Annotated in this window: 19 protein-coding genes and 1 other annotated feature; of the genes, 13 read left to right on the plus strand and 6 right to left on the minus strand. The window is 36.3% G+C overall.

Features of this window, described 5'->3' with window-relative positions:
• Window positions 1–746, plus strand: a 746-nt coding sequence (locus AC3EA5_RS07090) for an ABC transporter substrate-binding protein (RefSeq protein ID WP_488607697.1), incomplete at its 5' end; no start/stop codon positions are given.
• 734 nt (window positions 747–1,480) lie between these two features.
• On the opposite strand, the gene trpS is transcribed toward AC3EA5_RS07090, so the two are convergent.
• A complete protein-coding gene (trpS, locus tag AC3EA5_RS07095) occupies window positions 1,481–2,467 on the minus strand; it encodes a tryptophan--tRNA ligase (protein ID WP_488607698.1) in 987 nt (328 codons plus the stop codon).
• Window positions 2,468–2,512: 45 nt separating this feature from the next.
• Window positions 2,513–2,735 (minus strand) — a binding site (T-box leader).
• A gap of 57 nt (window positions 2,736–2,792) precedes the next feature.
• The gene (locus AC3EA5_RS07100; protein ID WP_488607699.1) at window positions 2,793–3,146 is read right to left on the minus strand and encodes a DUF3899 domain-containing protein; all 354 of its coding nucleotides are present in this window, start codon (window positions 3,144–3,146) and stop codon (window positions 2,793–2,795) included.
• A 234-nt stretch (window positions 3,147–3,380) separates the two neighbouring features.
• On the opposite strand from AC3EA5_RS07100, the gene AC3EA5_RS07105 reads away from it, so the two are divergent.
• The 11 genes from AC3EA5_RS07105 to pepF all read left to right on the plus strand — a co-directional run bounded on the left by AC3EA5_RS07105 (window position 3,381) and on the right by pepF (window position 18,080).
• Window positions 3,381–5,090, plus strand: coding sequence for a peptide ABC transporter substrate-binding protein (locus AC3EA5_RS07105; RefSeq protein WP_488607700.1), 1,710 nt, complete (start codon window positions 3,381–3,383; stop codon window positions 5,088–5,090).
• Window positions 5,091–5,294: 204 nt separating this feature from the next.
• Window positions 5,295–6,227, plus strand: a complete 933-nt coding sequence (gene opp3b / locus AC3EA5_RS07110) for an oligopeptide ABC transporter permease (protein ID WP_488607701.1) — start codon at window positions 5,295–5,297, stop codon at window positions 6,225–6,227.
• Window positions 6,227–7,252, plus strand: a complete 1,026-nt coding sequence (gene opp3C, locus AC3EA5_RS07115) for an oligopeptide ABC transporter permease (protein ID WP_488607702.1) — start codon at window positions 6,227–6,229, stop codon at window positions 7,250–7,252. The genes opp3b and opp3C overlap by 1 nt, the downstream gene beginning before the upstream one ends.
• A 16-nt stretch (window positions 7,253–7,268) precedes the next feature.
• The gene (locus AC3EA5_RS07120) at window positions 7,269–8,324 is read left to right on the plus strand and encodes an ABC transporter ATP-binding protein (protein WP_394188689.1); all 1,056 of its coding nucleotides are present in this window, start codon (window positions 7,269–7,271) and stop codon (window positions 8,322–8,324) included.
• Window positions 8,324–9,265: an ABC transporter ATP-binding protein gene (locus tag AC3EA5_RS07125; protein WP_488607703.1), complete on the plus strand. Its 942-nt coding sequence runs from the start codon at window positions 8,324–8,326 to the stop codon at window positions 9,263–9,265. Before AC3EA5_RS07120 ends, AC3EA5_RS07125 begins: the two co-directional genes overlap by 1 nt.
• A gap of 1,378 nt (window positions 9,266–10,643) precedes the next feature.
• Window positions 10,644–11,720 carry a ThiF family adenylyltransferase gene (locus AC3EA5_RS07130; RefSeq protein WP_488607704.1) on the plus strand — a complete coding sequence of 359 codons (1,077 nt, stop codon included), beginning with the start codon at window positions 10,644–10,646 and terminating at the stop codon, window positions 11,718–11,720.
• Between the two features lie 277 nt (window positions 11,721–11,997).
• The gene (locus AC3EA5_RS07135) at window positions 11,998–13,212 is read left to right on the plus strand and encodes a putative glycoside hydrolase (protein ID WP_488607705.1); all 1,215 of its coding nucleotides are present in this window, start codon (window positions 11,998–12,000) and stop codon (window positions 13,210–13,212) included.
• A 410-nt stretch (window positions 13,213–13,622) separates the two neighbouring features.
• Window positions 13,623–14,018, plus strand: a complete 396-nt coding sequence (gene spxA / locus AC3EA5_RS07140) for a transcriptional regulator SpxA (RefSeq protein WP_162920212.1) — start codon at window positions 13,623–13,625, stop codon at window positions 14,016–14,018.
• Window positions 14,019–14,278: 260 nt separating this feature from the next.
• Window positions 14,279–14,947: an adaptor protein MecA gene (gene mecA, locus AC3EA5_RS07145; protein WP_488607706.1), complete on the plus strand. Its 669-nt coding sequence runs from the start codon at window positions 14,279–14,281 to the stop codon at window positions 14,945–14,947.
• A gap of 154 nt (window positions 14,948–15,101) precedes the next feature.
• Window positions 15,102–16,208, plus strand: a complete 1,107-nt coding sequence (locus tag AC3EA5_RS07150; protein ID WP_488607707.1) for a competence protein CoiA — start codon at window positions 15,102–15,104, stop codon at window positions 16,206–16,208.
• A gap of 54 nt (window positions 16,209–16,262) precedes the next feature.
• On the plus strand, window positions 16,263–18,080 hold the full coding sequence (gene pepF / locus AC3EA5_RS07155; RefSeq protein ID WP_488607708.1) for an oligoendopeptidase F: 1,818 nt from the start codon (window positions 16,263–16,265) through the stop codon (window positions 18,078–18,080).
• A gap of 446 nt (window positions 18,081–18,526) precedes the next feature.
• Here the strand turns inward: pepF and AC3EA5_RS07160 are convergent, their stop codons facing one another.
• From AC3EA5_RS07160 to AC3EA5_RS07175, 4 genes are all read right to left on the minus strand, one after another.
• Window positions 18,527–19,330, minus strand: coding sequence for a ClpXP adapter SpxH family protein (locus AC3EA5_RS07160; protein WP_488607709.1), 804 nt, complete (start codon window positions 19,328–19,330; stop codon window positions 18,527–18,529).
• Window positions 19,327–19,725, minus strand: a complete 399-nt coding sequence (locus AC3EA5_RS07165; protein ID WP_394188683.1) for a globin domain-containing protein — start codon at window positions 19,723–19,725, stop codon at window positions 19,327–19,329. The genes AC3EA5_RS07160 and AC3EA5_RS07165 overlap by 4 nt, the downstream gene beginning before the upstream one ends.
• A gap of 385 nt (window positions 19,726–20,110) precedes the next feature.
• Window positions 20,111–20,752 carry a lytic transglycosylase domain-containing protein gene (locus AC3EA5_RS07170; protein WP_488607746.1) on the minus strand — a complete coding sequence of 214 codons (642 nt, stop codon included), beginning with the start codon at window positions 20,750–20,752 and terminating at the stop codon, window positions 20,111–20,113.
• Between the two features lie 5 nt (window positions 20,753–20,757).
• Window positions 20,758–21,336: a CYTH domain-containing protein gene (locus tag AC3EA5_RS07175; protein WP_488607710.1), complete on the minus strand. Its 579-nt coding sequence runs from the start codon at window positions 21,334–21,336 to the stop codon at window positions 20,758–20,760.
• Between the two features lie 106 nt (window positions 21,337–21,442).
• Between AC3EA5_RS07175 and AC3EA5_RS07180 the strand changes: the two genes are divergently transcribed.
• Window positions 21,443–21,829 (plus strand): UPF0738 family protein, encoded by a 387-nt coding sequence (locus AC3EA5_RS07180; protein WP_488607711.1) that lies wholly within the window; start codon window positions 21,443–21,445, stop codon window positions 21,827–21,829.
• Window positions 21,830–21,848 lie beyond the last annotated feature (19 nt).

Raw genomic sequence — 21,848 nt, forward strand, 5'->3', positions numbered from 1 at the left:
AACTTCGTCAAGCTATGGGTTATGCAATCGACGTAGAACAAGTTTCTGAAGTGTATTACAACAACTTACGTGAGCGTGCAACTTCACTAATTCCACCAGTATTCGCATCATTCTATGATGATACATTAGAAGGATACACATATGACGTTGATAAAGCGAATGCATTATTAGACGAAGCTGGATACAAAGATGTTGATGGCGACGGACTACGTGAAAACAAAGATGGAAAACCGCTTGAAATTAAATTTGCTACAATGTCAGGTGGAGATATCGCTGAAGATATCGCATCATTCTACTTGCAAAACTGGAAAGATGTTGGTTTAAATGTAACTCTTGCAACAGGTCGTACAATCGAATTCAACAGCTTCTATGATAAAGTTCAAGCTGACGATCCAGAAATCGATATCTTCATGGCTGCATGGGGTACAGGTACTAACCCATCACCATCAGGTCTTTACTCAAAAACTGCACAATATAACTTCAGCCGTTACACTTCTGAGAAGTTAGAAGAGCTTTTAGCTGCTATCGACTCTCCTGAAGCATTCGATTCTGAATACCGTGCAGGTAAATTCCGCGAATGGCAAGAATATATGTCTGAAAATGTTCCGATCATTCCAACTCAATACCGTTTAGAACTTCGTCCAGTTAACCATGCTGTGAAGTACTATGATATTGACTACTCTGGTAACTTTGATTGGAATCAAGTTGAATTAATTTCTGAAGATCCAGTTAAATCTTCTAAATAAATTCTTAATAGAGAATCCCCACAACTTTGCGAAAGCTGAGTTGTGGGGATTTTTGATTGAGTAAAAATAGTGAGTGTAGTTGAGGCAGGTTGTTGATTTCCATTTCTGCGGACGCTTTCCGCGGGCAAGACTTCAGCCGCTTCCCTCGCGATGCTCAGTCCAGGGTCTTCAGTTCTTGCTGATTCCGCTGGAAAGATTCGTACCAAAGAATTTGGTGCGAATTTTTGCGACGAAGCTAGCGCAGCGATACAGGAGCAGATGTTTTACGCCGCATCCATTTCAATCAACTGTAATCAGTGAAAATGAAATTGTTTTTAACAATATTATTTCAAAAATTTATTGAAAGGTCTTCTTGTGAACAAGAATAATAACATTTTGAAAGTGAAAGATTGCCGCTTGAAAGTGAAAGCTCATCTACAAATACACGAATTAAGGATTTCCCATTAGAATTTAAAATCCCCACAACTAAGAGGAGTTGTGGGGATTTCGTATAAACAAAAAACCAATATTGTATGAAGGTATTGAAGCAATCATATGCTAGTACAAAAGGATGCGGTACTTGGCTAAATGGATGGCTTTTGTTGGTTGTTATATTCTCGTCGTGATTAGTTGCTCGCATGTGCTGTTTTATATGAACTACCGATCCCTTGGGTACTCATGGGAAAGTGTCTGGCTATTTATCTTCCAGACACCCGATTTTTTCGTATTCGTTTGTTCTTTTGTACTTTTAGCGATTATCGTTTTCTTCCCAAGCCCATCGCGTTCTCCATTTTTTTAAGAGTTTTCAACGCCATGGCATTTGCTTTTCTTGCACCTTCATCTAATATGTCATCCAATTGTTCTGAAAGTAGAAGAGTTTCGTAACGTTCTTGAATGGGTGTTAGGTGATCAATAACACTCTTAGCAACTGATGCTTTAAAATCTCCATATCCAACACCTTCGTATTGAGCAACTAAATCTTCAATTGACGTTCCTGTTAAAGCTGATTCAATGATTAACAGATTTGATACTCCTGGTTTATTCTCAACATCAAAAGCAACAATACCTTCAGAATCCGTAACTGCACTTTTAATTTTCTTTTCAATTTCTTTAGGCGTATCTAATAAAGTGATGGTTGATTTTTTATTCGGATCCGATTTACTCATTTTCTTTAACGGATCTTGAAGTGATTTAATTCGAGCACCGTTTTTCGGTAAGCGAATCTCTGGAATGGTTAAAATGTCGTTATAGCGTTTGTTAAAACGTTCTGCTAGATCACGTGTTAACTCAACGTGTTGTTTTTGATCGTCCCCAACTGGAACAATATCCGTTTGGTAAAGAAGAATGTCAGCTGCCATAAGAGGAGGGTAGGTTAATAATGAAGCCGATACACCATCTTTTCCTGCACTCTTATCTTTAAACTGAGTCATTCGCTCAAGTTCACCAATATAAGAAATACATTGCATAATCCATCCTGCTTGGGCATGTGCAGGGACTTCAGATTGAATGAATAGCGTTGCTTTTTGCGGGTCAATGCCAACTGCTAAATAAAGAGCCGCAAGAGAACGGATTGATTCTCTGAGCTTTAATCGATCTTGAGGTACAGTAATGGCATGTTGGTCAACAATACAAAATAAGCAATCGTACTCGTCTTGTAATGTTGTGAATTGACGGAATGCACCGATGTAGTTACCTAACGTAACAACACCCGTTGGTTGGACACCTGAAAAAATTTTTTTCATGTTTAAATTCCTCCTTAAATATAAAAAAAAACATCAATCTCCCTAAAAAGGGACGAATGATGTGTGAATCCGTGGTACCACCCAGATTGTCAAAGTTTCTTGACCTCTTTAACTTCGTAACGTGAAGGGGACGTATTCGACTACACTTATACAAGTTCGCCGAATATGCTCTGAAGTCCATTCGATTTGAAGGGAAGACCTGTTTTCACCAACCACAGATTCTCTAAACTGCCCGTTCAAATGTACTACTCTTCGTCTTTGCAATTAACGTATATTTTGATAGTTATTATATTATAGAAGAAACTCCAAAATCAAGTGAAAAAAATTACAAGAAATAAATTGCTAAAGCCACTAACATACAAAGTAAAATGGACCCACCTAGTTGGAAAAATGGGATATAAGGAAAATCTAAAATATCTGATGGCGATCGCATCGATTCCGTTTCTTTTTGATAACGTTTTGGAGTAAATGCTTTTCTCATACTCATTGTAAAGATATCAAAAAATCCATTTGAAACAACATAAATAATTAGTCCAATAAAAACAAGTAATCCTCCAACGAAAAACGATGAATTAATATATGGAGTTAAACCGACCTTTTGGTAGTGCAGAAACATGATTGTCACAATCAATATTTGCAAAACAACAAATATTACGAACTTCTTTTTCAAGTTATACACCTCAATCCTTTTAATATTGTATTAGAATTGATAGAAAAAATCAAAAATTTCCACAAGGAATTAAATATTCACAATTCTTAAAAAACCCTTTTATGCCAAGGGTTCTGTTATCTTTCTGTAATCTTTCTGTTACATAAGTGTAAATAATATTCAAAAAAAGACTGTACAGATTTTTTAGATTATGTATAATAAACATTGTACCAATTTTTCAGAAAATTTAAGGGGGTCAACTTTGTGAAGAAGAGCAAGTTAGTTTGGCTATTAAGCCTAATGTTAGTACTTAGTGTTTTCTTAGCTGCATGTGGCGGCGACGATAACAAGAACGAACCAGCTGCACCATCTGATAAAGGTGAGGACAATGGTTCAGAAGATGTAACTGAAGTAGATGAGGAGCAAATTCTTAATCTTATCGCAACTGCAGAGATTCCAACAATGGATTCTTCACTTGTAACAGATTCAGTAGGATTTGATCTTTTAAACAACGTAGCTGAAGGTTTATACCGTTTGAACCAAGAAAATGTAGCTGTTCCAGCTATGGCTGAAGCAGAACCTACAATTTCTGAAGATGGATTAGTTTACACATTCAAGATCCGTGATGCTAAATGGTCTAACGGCGATGCTGTAACTGCTGGTGATTTCGAGTTCGCATGGAAACGTGCAATGAACCCTGACACTGCTTCTGAGTACGGTCCATACATGATGGCTGGCGTACTTAAAAATGCAACAGAAATTTCTGAAGGTTCAGTTGACTTTAACGAATTAGGTGTTAAAGCTCTTGACGAAAAAACTTTAGAAGTAACTTTAGAAAAACCAGTTCCTTACTTCCTTTCTTTAATGGCTTTCGGAACTTACTTACCACTTAATGAAAAATTCGTTACTGAACAAGGTGACGCTTATGCTACAAACTCAGACGCTTTGATTTCTAATGGACCTTTCACTCTTACTGAGTGGGATGGAACAGGATCTTCTTGGTCATTAGTTAAAAATGATCAATACTGGGATGCAGAAAATGTAAAACTTACTCAAATTAACTACGACGTAGTTAAAGAAACTGCAACTGCTGTTAACCTTTACAAAACTGGTGAAGTTGACCGCACAGGTCTTTCAGGTGAGTTTGCTGCACAATATGCAAATGATCCAGAATTATTAAAAGAAAAAGATTCAGTAGTATTCTACTTCAAATTCAACCAAGAGCGTAATGGTAAGCCATCACCTCTTGCTAACAAAAATATTCGTGAAGCAATCTCTAAATCTTACAACAAAGAAGATTTAGTAAATGTAGTATTAAATAACGGTTCTGTAGCTGCTAACTACTTAGTACCTGCTGAATTCACTTTCGATGAAAACGCTAACGATTTCCGTGATATTAACGGCGACTTAGGTGGCTACAATCCAGAAGAAGCGAAAGCTGCTTGGGAAAAAGGTTTAGCTGAGCTAGGTGTTACTGAATTATCACTTGAATTACTTGGTGGAGACTCAGATCTTTCTAAGAAAATGGACGAGTACTTCAAATCACAAATGGAAGGTACTCTTGAAGGGTTAACTCTTAACCTTAAACAAGTACCATTCGCTGTACGTTTAGACCTTGATACTGCTCAAGATTACGATATTCAAAGTGCTGGATGGGGTCCTGACTTCCAAGATCCATACACATTCATGAACTTGTTCGTGACTGATGGTGGTAACAACATGATGTCTTACTCAAATCCTAAATATGATGAGTTAATCACTGCTGCAGCTGGTGAATTAGCTACTGATGCAGAAGCTCGTTGGAATGCAATGGCTGAAGCTGAGAAAATTCTTATCGCTGAAGATTATGGTATTTCACCTAACTACCAACGTGGTACTATGCAACTTGTAAAACCATACGTAAAAGGTGTTGTATCTCACCAATTCGGTGGAGACTATAGCTACAAGTGGGCTTTCATCGAAGGCAAAGAATAATTTTTTAATCTTTTAAAAATCTCATAGTTAGAGAGTATATGGATTCCAATAGGGCCCATATACTCTCTTTTTAAATGAGTGTGAATTCACAAAAAATTTCCTGTTTTCAAAAATTAATGTTGCAAATAACTAGTTTAATCTGTTTATATAGATAATAGACTTAAAGTATATTTAAAATGTTTTTATTTTTTAGGAGGTGCGAAGATGACAAAGTATATTATTAAACGAGTGTTTTACATGTTTATTACTCTTTTCCTGATTGCGACAGCTACATTTTTCTTAATGAAAACGCTACCAGGTTCCCCTATTAGCTCCGCTGAAAAACTATCCCCTGCGCAACTAGCATTAGTTGAAGCGAAATATGGTTTAGACAAACCCGTTCCAGTTCAGTATGGAATTTATATGCTTAATCTTGTGCAAGGTGATTTGGGGAATTCGTTTACCTTTAAAGGTGCCGATGTAACCGATCTAATTATTAAACGTTTAGGACCATCCATGCAATTGGGTGCTCAAGCGATGTTCTTCGGTGTGACAGTCGGTATCATATTAGGTATGATCGCCGCACTTAAACAGAATAGTTTCTGGGATTATGGAAGTACGATCGTATCCATCCTCGGAATATCCATTCCATCGTTCGTATTTGCTGCGATGTTACAATACTGGTTAGCAGTACGATTTGACCTCTTCCCGGTTGCGTTATGGAATGAAGGGTTTAAATCCAGTGTGTTACCGTCTTTAGCTTTAGCGATGGGTCCGCTAGCAATCTCAGCGCGTTTCATTCGTACAGAAATGATTGAAGTTTTGAGCTCTGATTACATTACTTTAGCTAAGTCTAAGGGAGCTAACGGTTATGAAGTTGCATTCAAGCATGCATTCCGTAATGCTATGATTCCTCTTGTAACTGTAATGGGACCATTAGCTGCTGGATTACTGACTGGTTCACTTGTAATCGAAAAAATCTTTGCGATTCCTGGAATTGGTGAACAATTTGTACGCTCAATTGAGGTAAGTGACTATTCAATCATAATGGGAACTACTTTGTTCTTCTCGGTATTCCTTATTGGTATTATTTTATTAGTAGATATTCTTTACGGTATTATTGATCCACGTATTCGTTTATCAGGAGGAGATAGTTAATGACACAAAATCTTGATAAGCTACCTGAAGGCTCTTTTGAAAGAGTTACGATAGATAAAAGTCAAGCTGAAAGAATTTCAAAACCAAGTTTAAGTTTTTGGCAAGATGCTTGGTTGCGTATCCGAAAAAACAAAGCTGCGATCATTAGTATGGTCATTTTAGTATTCATTATTTTAATGGCGTTTATCGGACCAATGATTAGTCCGCATGATGGGGAAGTACAGACAATTACTCATTCAAATCTGCCTCCAAAGGTACCTGGTTTTGAAAATCTAGGAATATTAGATGGTCATGGACTTCTTGCTGGAGAAGAAGTAGATTTATATGAATTAAAGAATGTTGATCCTGATGTTTATTATTGGATTGGTACAGATGGTTTAGGACGAGACATGTTCTCTCGTGTATGGTCTGGTACTCAAATTTCTTTATTCATCGCGTTTATGGCTGCTTTAATTGATATGGTGATTGGTGTTGCATATGGAGGCATATCTGCTTATTACGGCGGACGTGTTGACGATATAATGCAACGTGTTGTTGAGATTTTAATCGGTATTCCTAACTTAATTATCGTTATTTTAATGATTATGGTTATGGAACCAGGTGTTACTGCGATTATTATTGCCATCAGTTTAACCGGTTGGATTGGGATGTCGCGAATTGTTCGTGGTCAAGTCTTTAGATTTAAAAACCAAGAATTCGTTTTGGCATCTCGCACATTAGGCGCAAGTAACAATCGAATCATACTAAAACATTTACTTCCTAATATTTTAGGAATTATTATCATCAATACAATGTTCACAATACCAGGTGCCATTTTCTTCGAGGCATTCCTAAGTTATATTGGACTAGGTTTACAAGCACCAGCTGCATCATTAGGTACATTAATCAATGATGGTATACAGTTGCTTGAATTCCAGCCACACATCTTGTTCTTCCCAGCATTAGTTTTGAGTGTATTAATGATTGCATTTAACTTACTGGGTGACGGATTACGTGATGCATTTGATCCGAAAATGAAAGACTAATAGGGGGGAAGCGACTATGGAAAAAATCTTAGAAGTAAAAGACCTTCAGCTTTCCTTCCATACTTTTGCAGGTGAAGTTAAAGCCATCCGTGGTGTAAACTTCGACTTGCTAAAAGGGGAAACGTTAGCGATTGTTGGAGAATCGGGTTCAGGTAAATCCGTTACTACAAAAGCAATTATGCGTCTTTTACCAGAATCAAGTTCAGAGTTTAAGAGTGGCGAGATTTTATTTAACGGTAAAGATTTAACAAAACTTTCAGATAAACAAATGCAAAAAATTCGTGGGAAAGACATCTCGATGATTTTCCAAGATCCAATGACTTCTTTAAATCCAACAATGACAATTGGTAGACAAATTACTGAGCCATTGTTAAAACACCAAGGTGTTGGTAAAACAGAAGCTCGTAAAATTGCAATTGACCTACTTCGTATGGTTGGGATGCCTAAACCTGAATTGCGTATTAAGCAATACCCTCACCAATTCTCTGGTGGACAGCGCCAACGTATTGTTATTGCAATTGCGCTTGCATGTAACCCACAAATTTTGATTGCGGATGAGCCTACAACTGCACTTGATGTAACTATCCAAGCTCAAATTTTGGAATTAATGAAAGACTTGCAGAAGAAAATTGATACATCAATTATCTTCATTACACATGATTTAGGTGTAGTTGCAAATGTAGCTGACCGTGTAGCAGTTATGTATGGTGGACGCATTGTAGAAATGGGTACAGTAGATGAAATTTTCTATAACCCACAACATCCTTATACTTGGGGATTATTAAGTTCTATGCCATCACTAGATACAGAGGATGCTAAACTATATGCAATTCCAGGTACACCACCGGACTTGTTAGATCCTCCTAAAGGGGATGCATTTGCTATTCGAAGTGAATATGCGCTAGCAATTGATATCGAACAAGCACCGCCTGTATTCCAAGTGAGCGATACTCATTTCGCATCTACTTGGTTATTGCACCCAGATGCACCACAAGTTGAACCACCAGCAGCTATCATTGAACGTATGAAAAAGTTCCCTGGTAGTCGCTACTATGAAGGAGGTGCGCACTGATGGCTGAAAAATTGCTTGAAATTAAAAATTTAAAACAATATTTCAATCAAGGCAAACCAAACGAAGTGCGTGCGGTTGACGATATTAGTTTTGATATTTACCGCGGTGAAACGCTTGGTTTAGTTGGGGAGTCAGGTTGTGGAAAATCTACAACTGGACGTTCAATTATTCGTCTGTACAATGCAACTGACGGTGAAGTGTTATTCGACGGCGTTGACGTGCATGGTAAAAAATCTAAAAGTGATTTGAAGATTTTTAACCGTAAAATGCAAATGATTTTCCAAGATCCATACGCATCTTTAAATCCACGTATGAAAGTTTTGGATATTATTGCAGAAGGTTTGGATATTCACGGTATTACGAAATCTGCTAAAGAACGTAAAGATCGTGTTCATGAATTATTAGAAACAGTAGGTTTAAATAAAGAGCACGCTAACCGTTATCCACATGAGTTCTCAGGAGGACAACGTCAACGTCTTGGTATTGCTCGTGCATTAGCAGTAGATCCAGAATTCATCATTGCGGATGAGCCGATCTCTGCACTTGACGTGTCAATCCAAGCTCAAGTAGTTAACTTACTTAAAGAATTACAAGAAGAAAAAGGTTTAACGTATTTGTTTATTGCCCATGATTTATCGATGGTTAAATACATTTCAGACCGCATTGGCGTAATGTACTTCGGTAAATTAGTAGAGCTTGCACCAGCTGAAGAGCTTTACAACAATCCGTTACATCCTTATACTCAATCGTTATTATCAGCAATTCCACTTCCAGATCCAAACTATGAGCGTACACGCGTACGTAAATCGTATGATCCAACGTCTCATAACTATACTGACGGAGAAGAAATTGCAATGCGAGAAGTAACGCCTGGACACTTTGTATTCTGTTCAGAACGTGAGTTTGAATCTTTAAAACTAACTTCTGCATCGCGAGTATAAGGTAGGAATTGTTTTCTAACAACTTAAAATCATGAAATTCCTTATTTTAATAAAGTTCTGTTAACCCAAAAATGACTCCGATATTGTTTCGGAGTCATTTTTGTGTGTTTGGCAGCGCATTTCTCTAATGGGTGGAAGTCCCTAACTTGTTGTAATGAATTGTTGACTGGTAGTGCGGGTGGCGTGAGATTTTGTGCAGAGAATCAAAATAATTCTCCATAATAAATGTGGCGCATGAAAAAAGCACGTCATCATCCATATCTTATATACTTGAATTGTCGAGAAACAAGTAAGAATAGAGATGCGTGCAAATGAATTTTAACATGTTTTTGCCGGGTTTTGAAGATGTTCTAGTTAATAAAATGGAAAAGATTGAGGACAGGATCGCTTGTAAGACAGATATTAATCAAAAAGTCATTGTTCATATGCTATGCCCGTCTGTCCATGTAAGATAAGCAATTGCGCTTAAAAATCTCCATGTATTAAACAGAAGCCGCTGAAGTTGATAGCCAAAGAACTGGAACCGAAAGAAAAGTAGGTTTTTAGGGCTGAGTACGAGTTTCTAAAGATGGTCAGTGTAACCCTATTCAACCAGCTAATGAATTCGGAAGGAATGGATACATGAATGAACTTTTTCGAAAAAGCAAGGCTTTCGTGTGGAGAAATATCTGGTAAGAAACGCAAATGGTATAACTAAATGAACAAAGTTTGGTCATCCTTTAATTATCCATGATGTGAAGAGAAACGGGTGTTCTCAAGGAGTGGATAACGTAACGATTAAAGAATATTAAAATGTTTGGAACACAACTTAAGAGTGCTCTAAGAATCTTTAAGAGAAAAACGTTCTGAGCTAAATCATATCGAAAAGTCTATACTGCAAAAGATGATGGAACAAAACGACCATTATTCATTCCAACCGTGTATGACCGAGTTCTACAGGCTGAAGTCAAAAGAAAACTAGATGGAATCCTTGAACAGTGACCTTATGCTATAACACTCACGTACAGACCTTTGAGAGGTGAATGAATTTATTCATGCTTACTCTATTTTTTTGTAAATTTTATTCTTCAATTTCTATTCTACTTGGTATATTCTCATTTTTGTTAGTATCTTCGGATATTATAAATTAGTTAATTGAAGTAAATATATTAAATATAGAGGTTTCAAAAACTATTATTATAATAAAAATATTTTGACTTTTCCATAATTTATGATATTATTAAAGAGTATTCCATTTAAGGGGGTGAAAATATGAAAAAAGTTACTGGAGAGCCTATTAAAATGGCATGGTGTGAGAACGATGTTTATACTGTTCGATAATTAAAAACGAATACTGCCCGCCATTGGTGGGCTTTATTTTTTTGGGAGGAGATTTAGTATGTTATTAAAGTTCAAACCATATGTAAGAGTTCTATTAAATGAAGCAGATTTTAAAGTCATCATTTCTAGGCCTTTGGAAGATGGAGATGTTGGGAATATTTTTGAATTAACATCTTTGGGACGAGATATTATAAAATTACTAATTGAAACAAACTCAATTGAGGATATAAGAGATAAATTGAAAATCACTTCTCAAAGTGAATTAAATGAAATGAGCGAGATTATAGATTTATTACTAGAGGAGAGATACATAGGTGTAGAGAGAGAAAACCTCTCTAAACAATATCGAGATTTAGAAAGTATTTACGGACGAGTTATACCAATATGGGGGGAAATTGAAACGGAAAATCAAAACCGTTATCAAATCCAAAAAAACATAATGAATAAAAAAGTAGGTATAATTGGTTGTGGAACTATTGGAATGGGGATTATTTCAAAGTTGATTACGAGTGGGGTTAGTAAATTTATTATAGTGGATGATGATATTATTTCAAGGACAAATTTGACCCGCCAATCTTCATTTCTTTTAAAGGATATTGGCAAATCCAAAGTTGATGTTGCAAAACAGTATATTTGTGATAGGATAGAAAATCCTCAGGTAACAATTTATAAAAAAAGAATTAATAATTTACAGGATCTGTCTATCTTTAACGACGTAGATATTTTAGTGGTCGCAAGTGATGAATACGGTGTTGATGAACTTGTTCAGGAATATGGAAACAAAACTAAAATTGCATTGTCTTTTTCTGGTGGATACACTGGTAGTACTGGTAAAATTTTCCCGATTGTAATTCCGGGTAAAACACATGATTATAATTGTGCACATGAATACTTATCTAATGTAGTAAGACTAGAAAGAAAAGATTTTAAGGATATAAATAAAAAATTCACTGTAAGTTCTATTAATTCAATTGCAGATTTTATTGTTAGTATTTCTTCTTTTGAAATATTGAAATACTTAACCGGTGTTATGCAACCGTATTTAATCAATAGAATATTATTTTTTAATTTTGCTAATTATACTATTGACGAGATAAATATTGATTCTAAGAATTGCAATTGTATTACCATGTAAGAGTTAATATGCTGGTAAGTTGAATGATTGAATCATATTTAAAATACGGATTACACTTCATACAAGAAAATATAATATGAAAAGCACCGATTCCCGTTATTTTCCGGTCGTGTTGGATGATTGAGGCATGAAAATGGATATAAGAATAATTTGAAAGCACTCTTCCCACTAAGAGGGCTTTTTATATTGCATTAGAATCTATTTAATATGACAAATAGACCATTTTAATTATAGATAAAATTGTTAAAATAGAAGTAGAAAGGGTGTTCATATTAGAATGAAAGCAATGAAATGGTTAGGCATAAGCGCACTGGTAGCAACTAGTCTTTTAACTACATCACAAGCAACTTTTGCAGAAGAAAAAAAGGCGACTTCAGCAGATTTTACCGAACGTACATATGGATTTGTAGCAGTAGATGAGGAAATGGTTTCAGCATCGACACTTTTTACATATGATTCAGGTTTAACTTTTACATACCCAGATGCCATTCGCGGTGTTTATGTAACGGGACATAGTGCAGGCGGGGCACGATTCAATGATTTATTAAAATTAATGGATACTACTGATTTAAATGCCATGGTAATCGACATTAAAGACGATTTTGGTGATCTAACATATGTTCCAGCAGAAGATTCACCTTTAGCAGCATTGAATATTGGCAATAAATACATGAAAAACCCTCGTGAAGTATTAGAAGTATTAGAGGAAAAACAAATTTACCCAATTGCACGTGTTGTTGTTTTTAAAGATACTGCATTAGCAGAAGCTAAACCAGAACTTTCATTTGTTGAAGGATCTAGCGTTTGGAAGAATGGTAGAAAAGAAGCTTTTGTTAATCCATTCATGAAAGAAGTGTGGGATTATAATGTTCAAATTGCGATTGAAGCAGCTAAAATGGGGTTCCAAGAAATCCAATTTGATTATGTACGCTTCCCAGAAGGTTTTGAAACACGTTCAGACGTTTTGAAATACGGTAAAGGTGATTACGCGACATCGAAGGAAGATGATGTACAACAACGTGTAAATGCAGTTACGGACTTTGTAGCGTATGCACGTGAGCAATTAAAGCCGTATGGTGTCAAAGTATCGGTTGATATCTTTGGATACTCTGCCACACTACCTGAAGCGCCCGGTATTGGACAAAACTTTAGCAAAATTTCTTCAAATGTCGATGTCATTTCATCCATGATTTATCCAAGTCACTGGACGTCTTATTTCGGTATTAAAAAACCTGATTTAGAACCGTATCGTCTTGTACAAGAATATGCAAAAGCTGAGAATGCAACGTTAGCAAAACTTGAAAACCCTCCAATATCTCGACCTTGGATACAAGATTTCACTGCTTCTTATTTAGGGGCTGGTAATTATTTGAGATATGGCAAAGCTGAAGTAGAAGCTCAAATTAAAGCATTAAATGAAGCTGGCATTAATGAATATTTACTTTGGAATGCTGGCAATCGTTATACGCCTGGCGTTGACTATACTCCATAATGTGAAAAAGATTCCTTTTCAGAATATGAAATGGAATCTTTTTTATGTAGAAATGAAACCTTTTGAGGTGCTCGTACGTATTATTAGTAGAGAAGAATAAGTTGTATTTTCATTTTCAAATTCTAATTGAGAATGAAAAAAAGTTAAAATTTTACGTTTATTACGGAGTCACTGCGGGTATATTAATAGTGTAAGATTTAATAAGATATATGCGAACACAGTCTTTATCTACATATTATTGCAGAATTGTGACGGATATTTAAATTACTTGACTTTTTGTTGAGAATCTATATTCAATTGGTCAAAAATGGTGTATAATAATTTTTAGCAACCTATATTAAATTCATTCTAATTAAACCTAGATTAAACTTATAGTTTTTGTTACACATTTGAAAGGAAGTGTTCCTATGATGGTTACATTGTTTACTTCACCTAGCTGTACATCATGTCGTAAAGCGAAAGCATGGTTAGAAGAACATGACATTCCTTATACTGAGCGCAACATCTTTTCTGAACCGCTAAGTATTAGCGAAATCAAAGAAATTTTACGTATGACTGAAGACGGGACAGATGAAATTATCTCAACTCGTTCTAAAATATTCCAAAAACTAAATGTTGATGTGGAAAGTTTACCACTACAACGTCTATATGAATTAATTCAAGAACATCCGGGGTTATTAAGACGTCCAATCATCCTTGATGAAAAGCGTCTACAAGTTGGGTATAACGAAGATGAAATTCGTCGTTTTTTACCTCGAAAAGTTCGAGCTTATCAATTACTTGAAGCTCAACGCATGGTTAACTAAATTCGACTGAAAAATGACTGATCAATCCCTTCGTAAATTTATGAAGGTGAGTTGACGGTCATTTTCTGTTATATCCCTTGCTTTCCTTGGTTTTGTCTACTACAATGCTAATACATTGTAAAATATGATGAGTGAAAGCATATCCTTTTCATTTTCGCAAAGCCCATCATACAATAGAGATAGACACTGTTCATTATGGCTTGAAGTGTTGCTAGAAAAAGGGGCTTTCCCTTGAATGTAATTGAAGGGAGATGTGTAAAATGGATATCGAACGCATAAATGAAAACACAGTAAAATTCTACATTTCATACATCGACATCGAAAAAAGAGGCTTCAGCCGTGATGAAATTTGGTTTAATCGCGATAAAAGTGAAGAACTTTTTTGGGAAATGATGGATGAAATTAATGATGAATCTGATTTTGAAATAGAAGGTCCTTTATGGATACAAGTCCATGCTATGGATAAAGGTCTTGAAGTGACAGTTACTCGTGCTCAGATAAACAAGGACGGGAAACGTGTAGAGTCACCATACGATGTGGATGATAAAGGTCATTTTTTCTCGAATATGAGTGAAAGTTCTACAGATGAACCATCGTTTGATGAGTATGGAGATATATTTGCTGCCGACGAAGGAATCGTAGGCGAATATACATTCTATGTTAAAGATTTTGAAGATTTAATTCCGTTAGCTAAACGTGTAAAACTTCCTGAAGCTGTTAACAGTTCATTGTTTGTATTAGATAATCACTACTATTTAAATATTGGTGTGAATGAAGAAGAGATGAATGAAAAAGAAATGATTAATCTCGTCAGTATTCTTTCTGAATATGTTTCATTATCAACAGTTACGATACACAGATTACAGGAATACGGCAAAGAAATAATGGCCGATCATGTATTTGAACAAGTTAATCAGCACTTTAATTAATCCTCCCAGTTTGGGAGGATTTTCTTTCGTTAGCCATTAAAGGAAAATTTTCATTTGATTTACTTTCTGAAAATTCGTATAATTATTTTCAGGAGGTGTTTATATATTAACTGCACTTAATGACAAAAAAGAAATCTTTACAATCACCACTCATGTGCCGACTGAAACCCTAATTCAGTTACGTAAAACGATGACATTCTTCTGTCCCCAATGCGAAAACCCCGTTCGTTTAAAAATTGGACAAGTCATGATTCCCCATTTCGCGCATATTGTATTAAGCGACTGTCTTACTTCCTTTTCAGAAAGAGAATCTCCCATTCATTTAAAAGGCAAATTGCAATTAGCTGAGTTCTTTGAAGAAAAGAGTTTGGAAATCTTCGTAGAAAGCTATTTGCCTGAAATTTGCCAAAGACCCGATGTACTTGTTAAAAGCACACACCAATCATACGCTATTGAATTCCAATGCTGTACAATTCCCATTGAAGTTCGAGATTTAAGATCTAGAGGCTATTTGAAATTAAATATAGAACCCGTATGGATACTTCGTTCATTTGAATATCCTGAGGTTCCTCCAAACGGAATCGTCATTATTCAACTAACTCATTTCCGGCAAGCCTTTATTCAGTACGATGATTTTGGAGATGCGAGTATTATCGCGTATGATCCGAACGCTGAACAATTTATTTACTATTCACATCTCATTCATTTACAAGGGACTCGTTTTATTGCCAAAATAGGAATGCTACCGAGGCGTTTGCAGAGCTTTCCATTTAGGCAATTTAAACCTTTAACAAGTGTAGAAGGAAAGGTGTATTGGGACATTTTCCAACGGTATCGAAAGCGCTTTTTAACGAACGCTGTATTAATAAGTAAGAAAGGTGTGAAGGATCCTTTTTTAAGAATTTGTTATGTTAATCAATTACAACCTATTGAATTACCACTTTTTGTTGGCGTTCCTTTAGGAACAGACAAGCATTTAAATGGCAGACATGCTGAATGGCAACTCGCATTTATTCATATGTGCATGGAACAGCAAATTCAATTTCATGATATTTCAAATGAACAAATTGAGGTCTTTTTGCTGCAGAACTTGAGAGAAAATAATTATAAGTTGGCAAGAGAACTATGCTTGTCTTATATTCATATCTTGAAACAATTAGGTTTAAGAGTAGATTCATCACTTCTTAAACAAAAAATTCCTGAGGAGAGATTATTGGAAATCTTTCTCCAGCTTATAGTTGCAAAACGTACTGAATATTGAGAAAATAAAGAAGTTGTTTCATTAGTTGAACGCTGAAATAGGGGGAAAATAATAATGTCTACTAATACAAAGAACAAAATATTAACACGTGAAGAAGTTCCAGTTGAATTAACATGGAAACTCGAAGATATTTTTGCAACGGATACAGATTGGGAAAATGAATTTAACGAAGTAAGCACTCTTGCAGAGAAGGCTTCATCGTTCCAAGGGACTCTATCTAATGGTGCAGAAGCTTTATTCCAAGCATTTACCTACCAAGATGAAATATTAGAACGTATTAACCGTTTATATGCGTATTCACATATGCGTGGAGACCAAGATACAGCTAATAGCCATTATCAAGCGATGGATAGCCGAATTAAAAAGTTGTATGTAAAAGTGTCAACTGGGTTATCGTTTATGACACCTGAAATTTTGTCATTGGATGAAGCTGAATTGACTAAATACTTAGATGAGCATGAAGGCTTACAATTATATAAACAAGTATTAAAAGAAATTAACGAAATGCGACCGCATGTTTTACCAGCAGAGCAGGAAGCTTTACTAGCTCAAATGGCAGAAGTAGTGAATTCTTCTTCAGAAACATTCTCAATGTTAAATAATGCTGACTTACAATTCCCAACAATAAAAGATGAAAACGGGGAAGACGTAGAGTTAACGCACGGCCGCTTCAGTCGCTTCTTAGAAAGCGATAACCGACAAGTGCGTAAAGATGCTTTCCACGCTATGTACGAGACATTCGGTAAGTTCCGCAACACTTTCTCGACGACACTAACAGGAAATATTAAGCGAGATAATGTGAATGCGAGAATTCGTAACTTCTCATCTGCTCGTCATGCAGCGATGGCTAACAATCATATTCCTGAGAACGTCTACGATAATTTAGTGAACACGGTGAATAAAAATCTTCATTTGTTACAACGTTATGTGTCATTGCGTAAGAAAGTTTTAGAATTAGATGAGCTTCATATGTACGATTTGTATACACCACTTGTGAAAGAGTCGAAAATGGAAGTACCTTACGAGGAAGCGAAAGATATTATGCTGAAAAGCTTCGCACCACTTGGTGAGGAATATGTATCAATTGCAACAAAAGGACTGGAAAATCGTTGGGTAGATGTTCTTGAGAATAAAGGGAAGCGCTCTGGTGCTTACTCATCAGGAGCATATGGAACAAATCCATATGTCTTAATGAATTGGCAAGATAATGTGAATAACTTATTCACGTTAGCTCATGAATTTGGACATAGCTTGCACAGTTATTACTCACGTGAGAATCAACCATTTGTTTATGGTGACTACTCGATTTTCGTAGCAGAAGTAGCTTCTACATGTAATGAAGCCTTGCTGAATGACCACATGTTGAAAACAATTGATGATCCACAAAAACGTATTTATTTACTAAATTACTGGTTAGAAGGGTTCCGTGGAACGGTATTCCGTCAAACCATGTTTGCTGAATTCGAACACTTAATCCATAAGCTTGATCAAGATGGTGTTGCTTTAAATGCTGATAAGTACACCGAAGTTTATTATGAATTAAATAAAAAGTATTTCGGTGAAGACATGGTTGTAGATGAAGAAATCGGCTTAGAGTGGGCTCGTATTCCTCACTTCTACTACAATTACTACGTGTATCAATATGCGACTGGATACAGTGCTGCTGTAGCGTTAAGCAATCAAATCTTGTCTGAAGGTCAACCTGCAGTTGATCGATACATCAATGAGTTCTTGAAAGCTGGTTGTTCAGATACGCCAATCGAAGTATTGAAAAAAGCTGGCGTAGATATGACATCATCAAGTCCAATCGAAGAAGCATGTAAAGTGTTTGAGCAAAAACTAAATGAATTAGAAAAGCTTTTATTAGGCTAAAACCTCTTAAAAATAAAACCTTCATCCATTAACGGGTGAAGGTTTTATTATATAAAAATAACAATTGCTTTCTGGAAAAGGTATAGATTTACTTGAAAACGTTTACAGTATGGCGATTCTGTGAAAAAGTTTGTGAAGGATTGATTTATTCGTTATGTCATGATATTGTTTAGAGGTGAAATACATCACATACGAACATACACCCCTTTGTTTGAACGTGAACATTTCTCCCATCCCCTTTGTGTTAGGAACCGTCACTCTGTAATAGGAGTAGGCGGTTCTTTTTGTTGTCTGTTTATAGATGCTTTGATTTCATATACCTAGATATGTGCTGACACTGATGTCACTTGGAATAGGTAGAGTCTTACGGAGTGCAATGGACTAATGGTTAAAGAAATAAAAAAAGCACAGTATGTCTTTTGTAATGACATACCATGCTTTGAATTTTATGATTTTTTATATTGCTTAAGTCTCCATTGAACGTTATTTGCAACTGGGATCCGTTCAAGTTCTTGCAAAAGCATCCGCTTTTTAAGTTCGCGTTCTGCTGCATAACTTGTTACACCGTAAATCGCTGCAATTTCATTTGTTGAGAGTGTATTATACCTTTTAAATAAATCCTCTAATGCAGGCGGTTCTTGTGGTACAATCTTTTCTTCTAACATTTCTTCCAAAATACTCTCGTATACTTGATAATCGTAAACACCACAAACTTTTAATCCTTCATCCTCGATTCGTTCATTAAAAAACACAAGGCTCGGGACTTCAGAAACATCCATTTCACGACTAATATACAAATCACATTGAAGTGCTCGAGAAGCTTCTTTCGATTTAATATCTGATTCAAATTCAGCTACATCTAAATTAGCTTTCTCCGCGATATCCATTAACACTTGATAAGTCGCGACATTTTTAGTATCTAAAAATACTTGTTCTTGCAATTGTTGTAGAAAACGGACACCTGCTCGTTTACCTTGCAATTCTGCTGCTTTCACAGCAACAGAAGGTAGTGCTGGATGAGAAAAACCATCCTCCTCCACATGTGAACATCTGCTATTTAATGAAGAAAGTTGAGTACTTAAAACAATTCTAAGTGTAAAATATTGCTCATAATCCACTTGAAGTTTTCTTAAAATCGGCTGTAGATTCCAACAGGATGAGCACATTGGATCTAAGAATGCATACAACTCAATTGGCTTAGTCGAACTCGTAGAAACATACGCGGTAGGCGGAATCTGCAAGTTTGTCACTCGATTTCCTCCTCTTGATTAGGACGGTTCGTCATATGATGAGCCGTTAATACAAGCCTGTGGTAAAAATCATCTCGAATTTTTCCTTCAAGACCGACTTCATCCATCGCAATACTCATACACTCAAGCCAAGCTTGTGCTCGATCTGGTGTAATTGGAAAAGGCATATGTCTAGCACGCATCATAGGATGTCCGTGCTCTTGTGAATAAAGGTTTGGTCCACCTAAATATTGTGTTAAAAACTGTTTTTGCTTACGAGCAGTTTCGGTTAAGTCATCAGGAAAGATAGGCTTAAGTTTTGGGTGTGCCGCGACTTTCTCGTAAAATGCATCAACTAGTTGCGACAATTTTTCCGGACCAATTTCCTCGTAAGGAATAATAGGCTTTCGGGTCATCTTGAGAACTCCTTTGCTTTCGCTGTAATCCTATTCTATCAACGTTCCCTTATTTACTCAAACAAATCGATTTTACGAAGATTGCCAATTTGGAAAGATATTAGGGGGGAAGGGTTTTGGTGTAGCTTCAGCAGTAGCAGAAGCCTCCTTCTTGAAAAGTCTTTTCGTCTTAACAATTTGGCGCAACTCGTGAATATTGTGGCGATTGGGCAACGGAATACAGCGTTTCAAGGTGATAATTTGGCGTTAAGCCTAAATAATCTGGCGTTATTCTCAGTTTTATTGGCGTTAGAGCTTAAATGGGCAAGCATCTGCAGCAGCAGAAGCCTCCTTCTAAAAAAATTCTCCATACAAAAAACCATGACGCAAACGCGTCATGGTCATATTAGGCTTGATAGTAGCCAAGTACTTTTTGGACATAGTTTTGTGTTTCTTTAAATGGTGGGATGCCACCATATTTTTTTACGTTTCCTGGACCTGCGTTGTAGGCTGCTAGGGCTACGTCGATATCGCCGTTAAATTGATCGAGCATTTGGCGTAAGTATTTGGATCCGCCCATGACGTTTTCGGTAGGGTCAAATCGATTGCCTACTCCAAGATAGTTAGCTGTGCCAGGCATAAGTTGCATTAATCCAGATGCTCCTGCATGACTGACTGCGTTTGGATTGAAGTTCGATTCCTGTTTAATAACGGATTCGATTAGTTTTTCTGGCAAGTTATATTTTTCTGCGGCTTTGCGGATAATGTCGGCAATGTCGCCAGTTTGCGTTGTGGATTTATTAACAGTTGAAGTTATCGGTGTCAGTTGCTGCATCATGTTAGAACCACTAAATCCACTACTTAATTGACCGAGTAAATTTTGAGAAACGGAAGTGACTTGAGATGCAGGTGATTGTTCGTTCATCATTTCTTGCATCATTTCGGTGAACATAGAGGATTGACCACCTTGTTCAGCGAATGTTTGGACAGCTCCAAACGATTGTAGTGCATTAATTTCCATTAACATTTTGATCGATTGGAAGTTCAAACTCATCAGCCTTTCTGCCGCAACGCTTCTTTCATAAACCGGGCAATCTTTTTGTCGGTTTGTCGAGTAGGGATATTGTGTTTTTTTAGTAAATCATAAAAATGTGTGCGTCCCGCTTCTAAATCTTCTACTTCGTATTCTACTTCAAAATCTTCCAATTGCATATAGTAAGAATGGTCGAAAACGAGTAAACCACCTTCATATGGAACCTCCGCGCGTGCGGTTCTCAGTGATCCAAAAGCGTTTACTTGATTTGGAAGTTGGGAAAAAGCTTGGTAGAGATGGGTATCGATAAAGCCTTGCGATAGAATTTGATCTCGTTTTTCATTGGAAATCAGTTCGGTTATTTCTAACATCGTGTGGGGGTTGTCCCCTGGTGATTTTAATGTTAATTCATTACGATCACCTACCACGCGGAGTCGAAAACCTTTTTTTGCTTCTTTTAATTGAAAATCGTCTGTGTCGAAGTACGTATTTGTTTGTGAATGAAAATCGGTGTCGCTTAATGAGAATGCATCACGCAATGAATTAAATTCTTCTTCGGTTAATAAATTTTTAAATTCGATTTCTGTTTGACTGCTCATTGTATCAACCACCTTTACTTTATTATCCTTGAAAATTTGCAAACTGCAAGCTGGGCAAAGCTGTGATAAAATATGAGTAAGTATTGTTTGAAAGGAAGAAGTTACTTTGCGTAAAACTTATAATGTTGATAGTGGTGTACAAAATGGTACAGAAATCCGTTTTTTACTACAAGAATTGCCTGAAGAACTTGAGGTGAATGCTGGAGGTCAATTAATTACGGATTCGGACGAAATGGCATTCGTGTATTTAATGGATTCCGCAGAAGGTTATACATATGTGTTATTCCCTAAAACGGTTTGGCCACTTTTAGCGATTTCGTTAACGAGTGAACAAGAACCTGTCTTGGCTTGGGGTGCCAAAGATATTCGTTTAACTAACTTTAGAGAAGAACTAGAAATGCTTATTTTCAATATTGAAGGAAATCATAACTACGGTGAAGAATTTTCAAGTGCCGTTGAAGATCTATTTAAAGAGCATTTAGCAGAACAATAAATGCTTTGTTGATGATGAG

It is taken from the genome of Paenisporosarcina sp. (assembly GCF_057785155.1).

Coding starts and splice junctions, on each gene's coding strand:
- trpS (WP_488607698.1), bottom strand. CDS start 2,467: ATGAAAAAAATTTTTTCAGGTGTCCAACCAACGGGTGTTGTTACGTTA.
- opp3b (WP_488607701.1), top strand. CDS start 5,295: ATGACAAAGTATATTATTAAACGAGTGTTTTACATGTTTATTACTCTT.
- opp3C (WP_488607702.1), top strand. CDS start 6,227: ATGACACAAAATCTTGATAAGCTACCTGAAGGCTCTTTTGAAAGAGTT.
- AC3EA5_RS07120 (WP_394188689.1), top strand. CDS start 7,269: ATGGAAAAAATCTTAGAAGTAAAAGACCTTCAGCTTTCCTTCCATACT.
- AC3EA5_RS07125 (WP_488607703.1), top strand. CDS start 8,324: ATGGCTGAAAAATTGCTTGAAATTAAAAATTTAAAACAATATTTCAAT.
- AC3EA5_RS07130 (WP_488607704.1), top strand. CDS start 10,644: ATGTTATTAAAGTTCAAACCATATGTAAGAGTTCTATTAAATGAAGCA.
- AC3EA5_RS07135 (WP_488607705.1), top strand. CDS start 11,998: ATGAAAGCAATGAAATGGTTAGGCATAAGCGCACTGGTAGCAACTAGT.
- spxA (WP_162920212.1), top strand. CDS start 13,623: ATGGTTACATTGTTTACTTCACCTAGCTGTACATCATGTCGTAAAGCG.
- mecA (WP_488607706.1), top strand. CDS start 14,279: ATGGATATCGAACGCATAAATGAAAACACAGTAAAATTCTACATTTCA.
- pepF (WP_488607708.1), top strand. CDS start 16,263: ATGTCTACTAATACAAAGAACAAAATATTAACACGTGAAGAAGTTCCA.
- AC3EA5_RS07165 (WP_394188683.1), bottom strand. CDS start 19,725: ATGACCCGAAAGCCTATTATTCCTTACGAGGAAATTGGTCCGGAAAAA.
- AC3EA5_RS07175 (WP_488607710.1), bottom strand. CDS start 21,336: ATGAGCAGTCAAACAGAAATCGAATTTAAAAATTTATTAACCGAAGAA.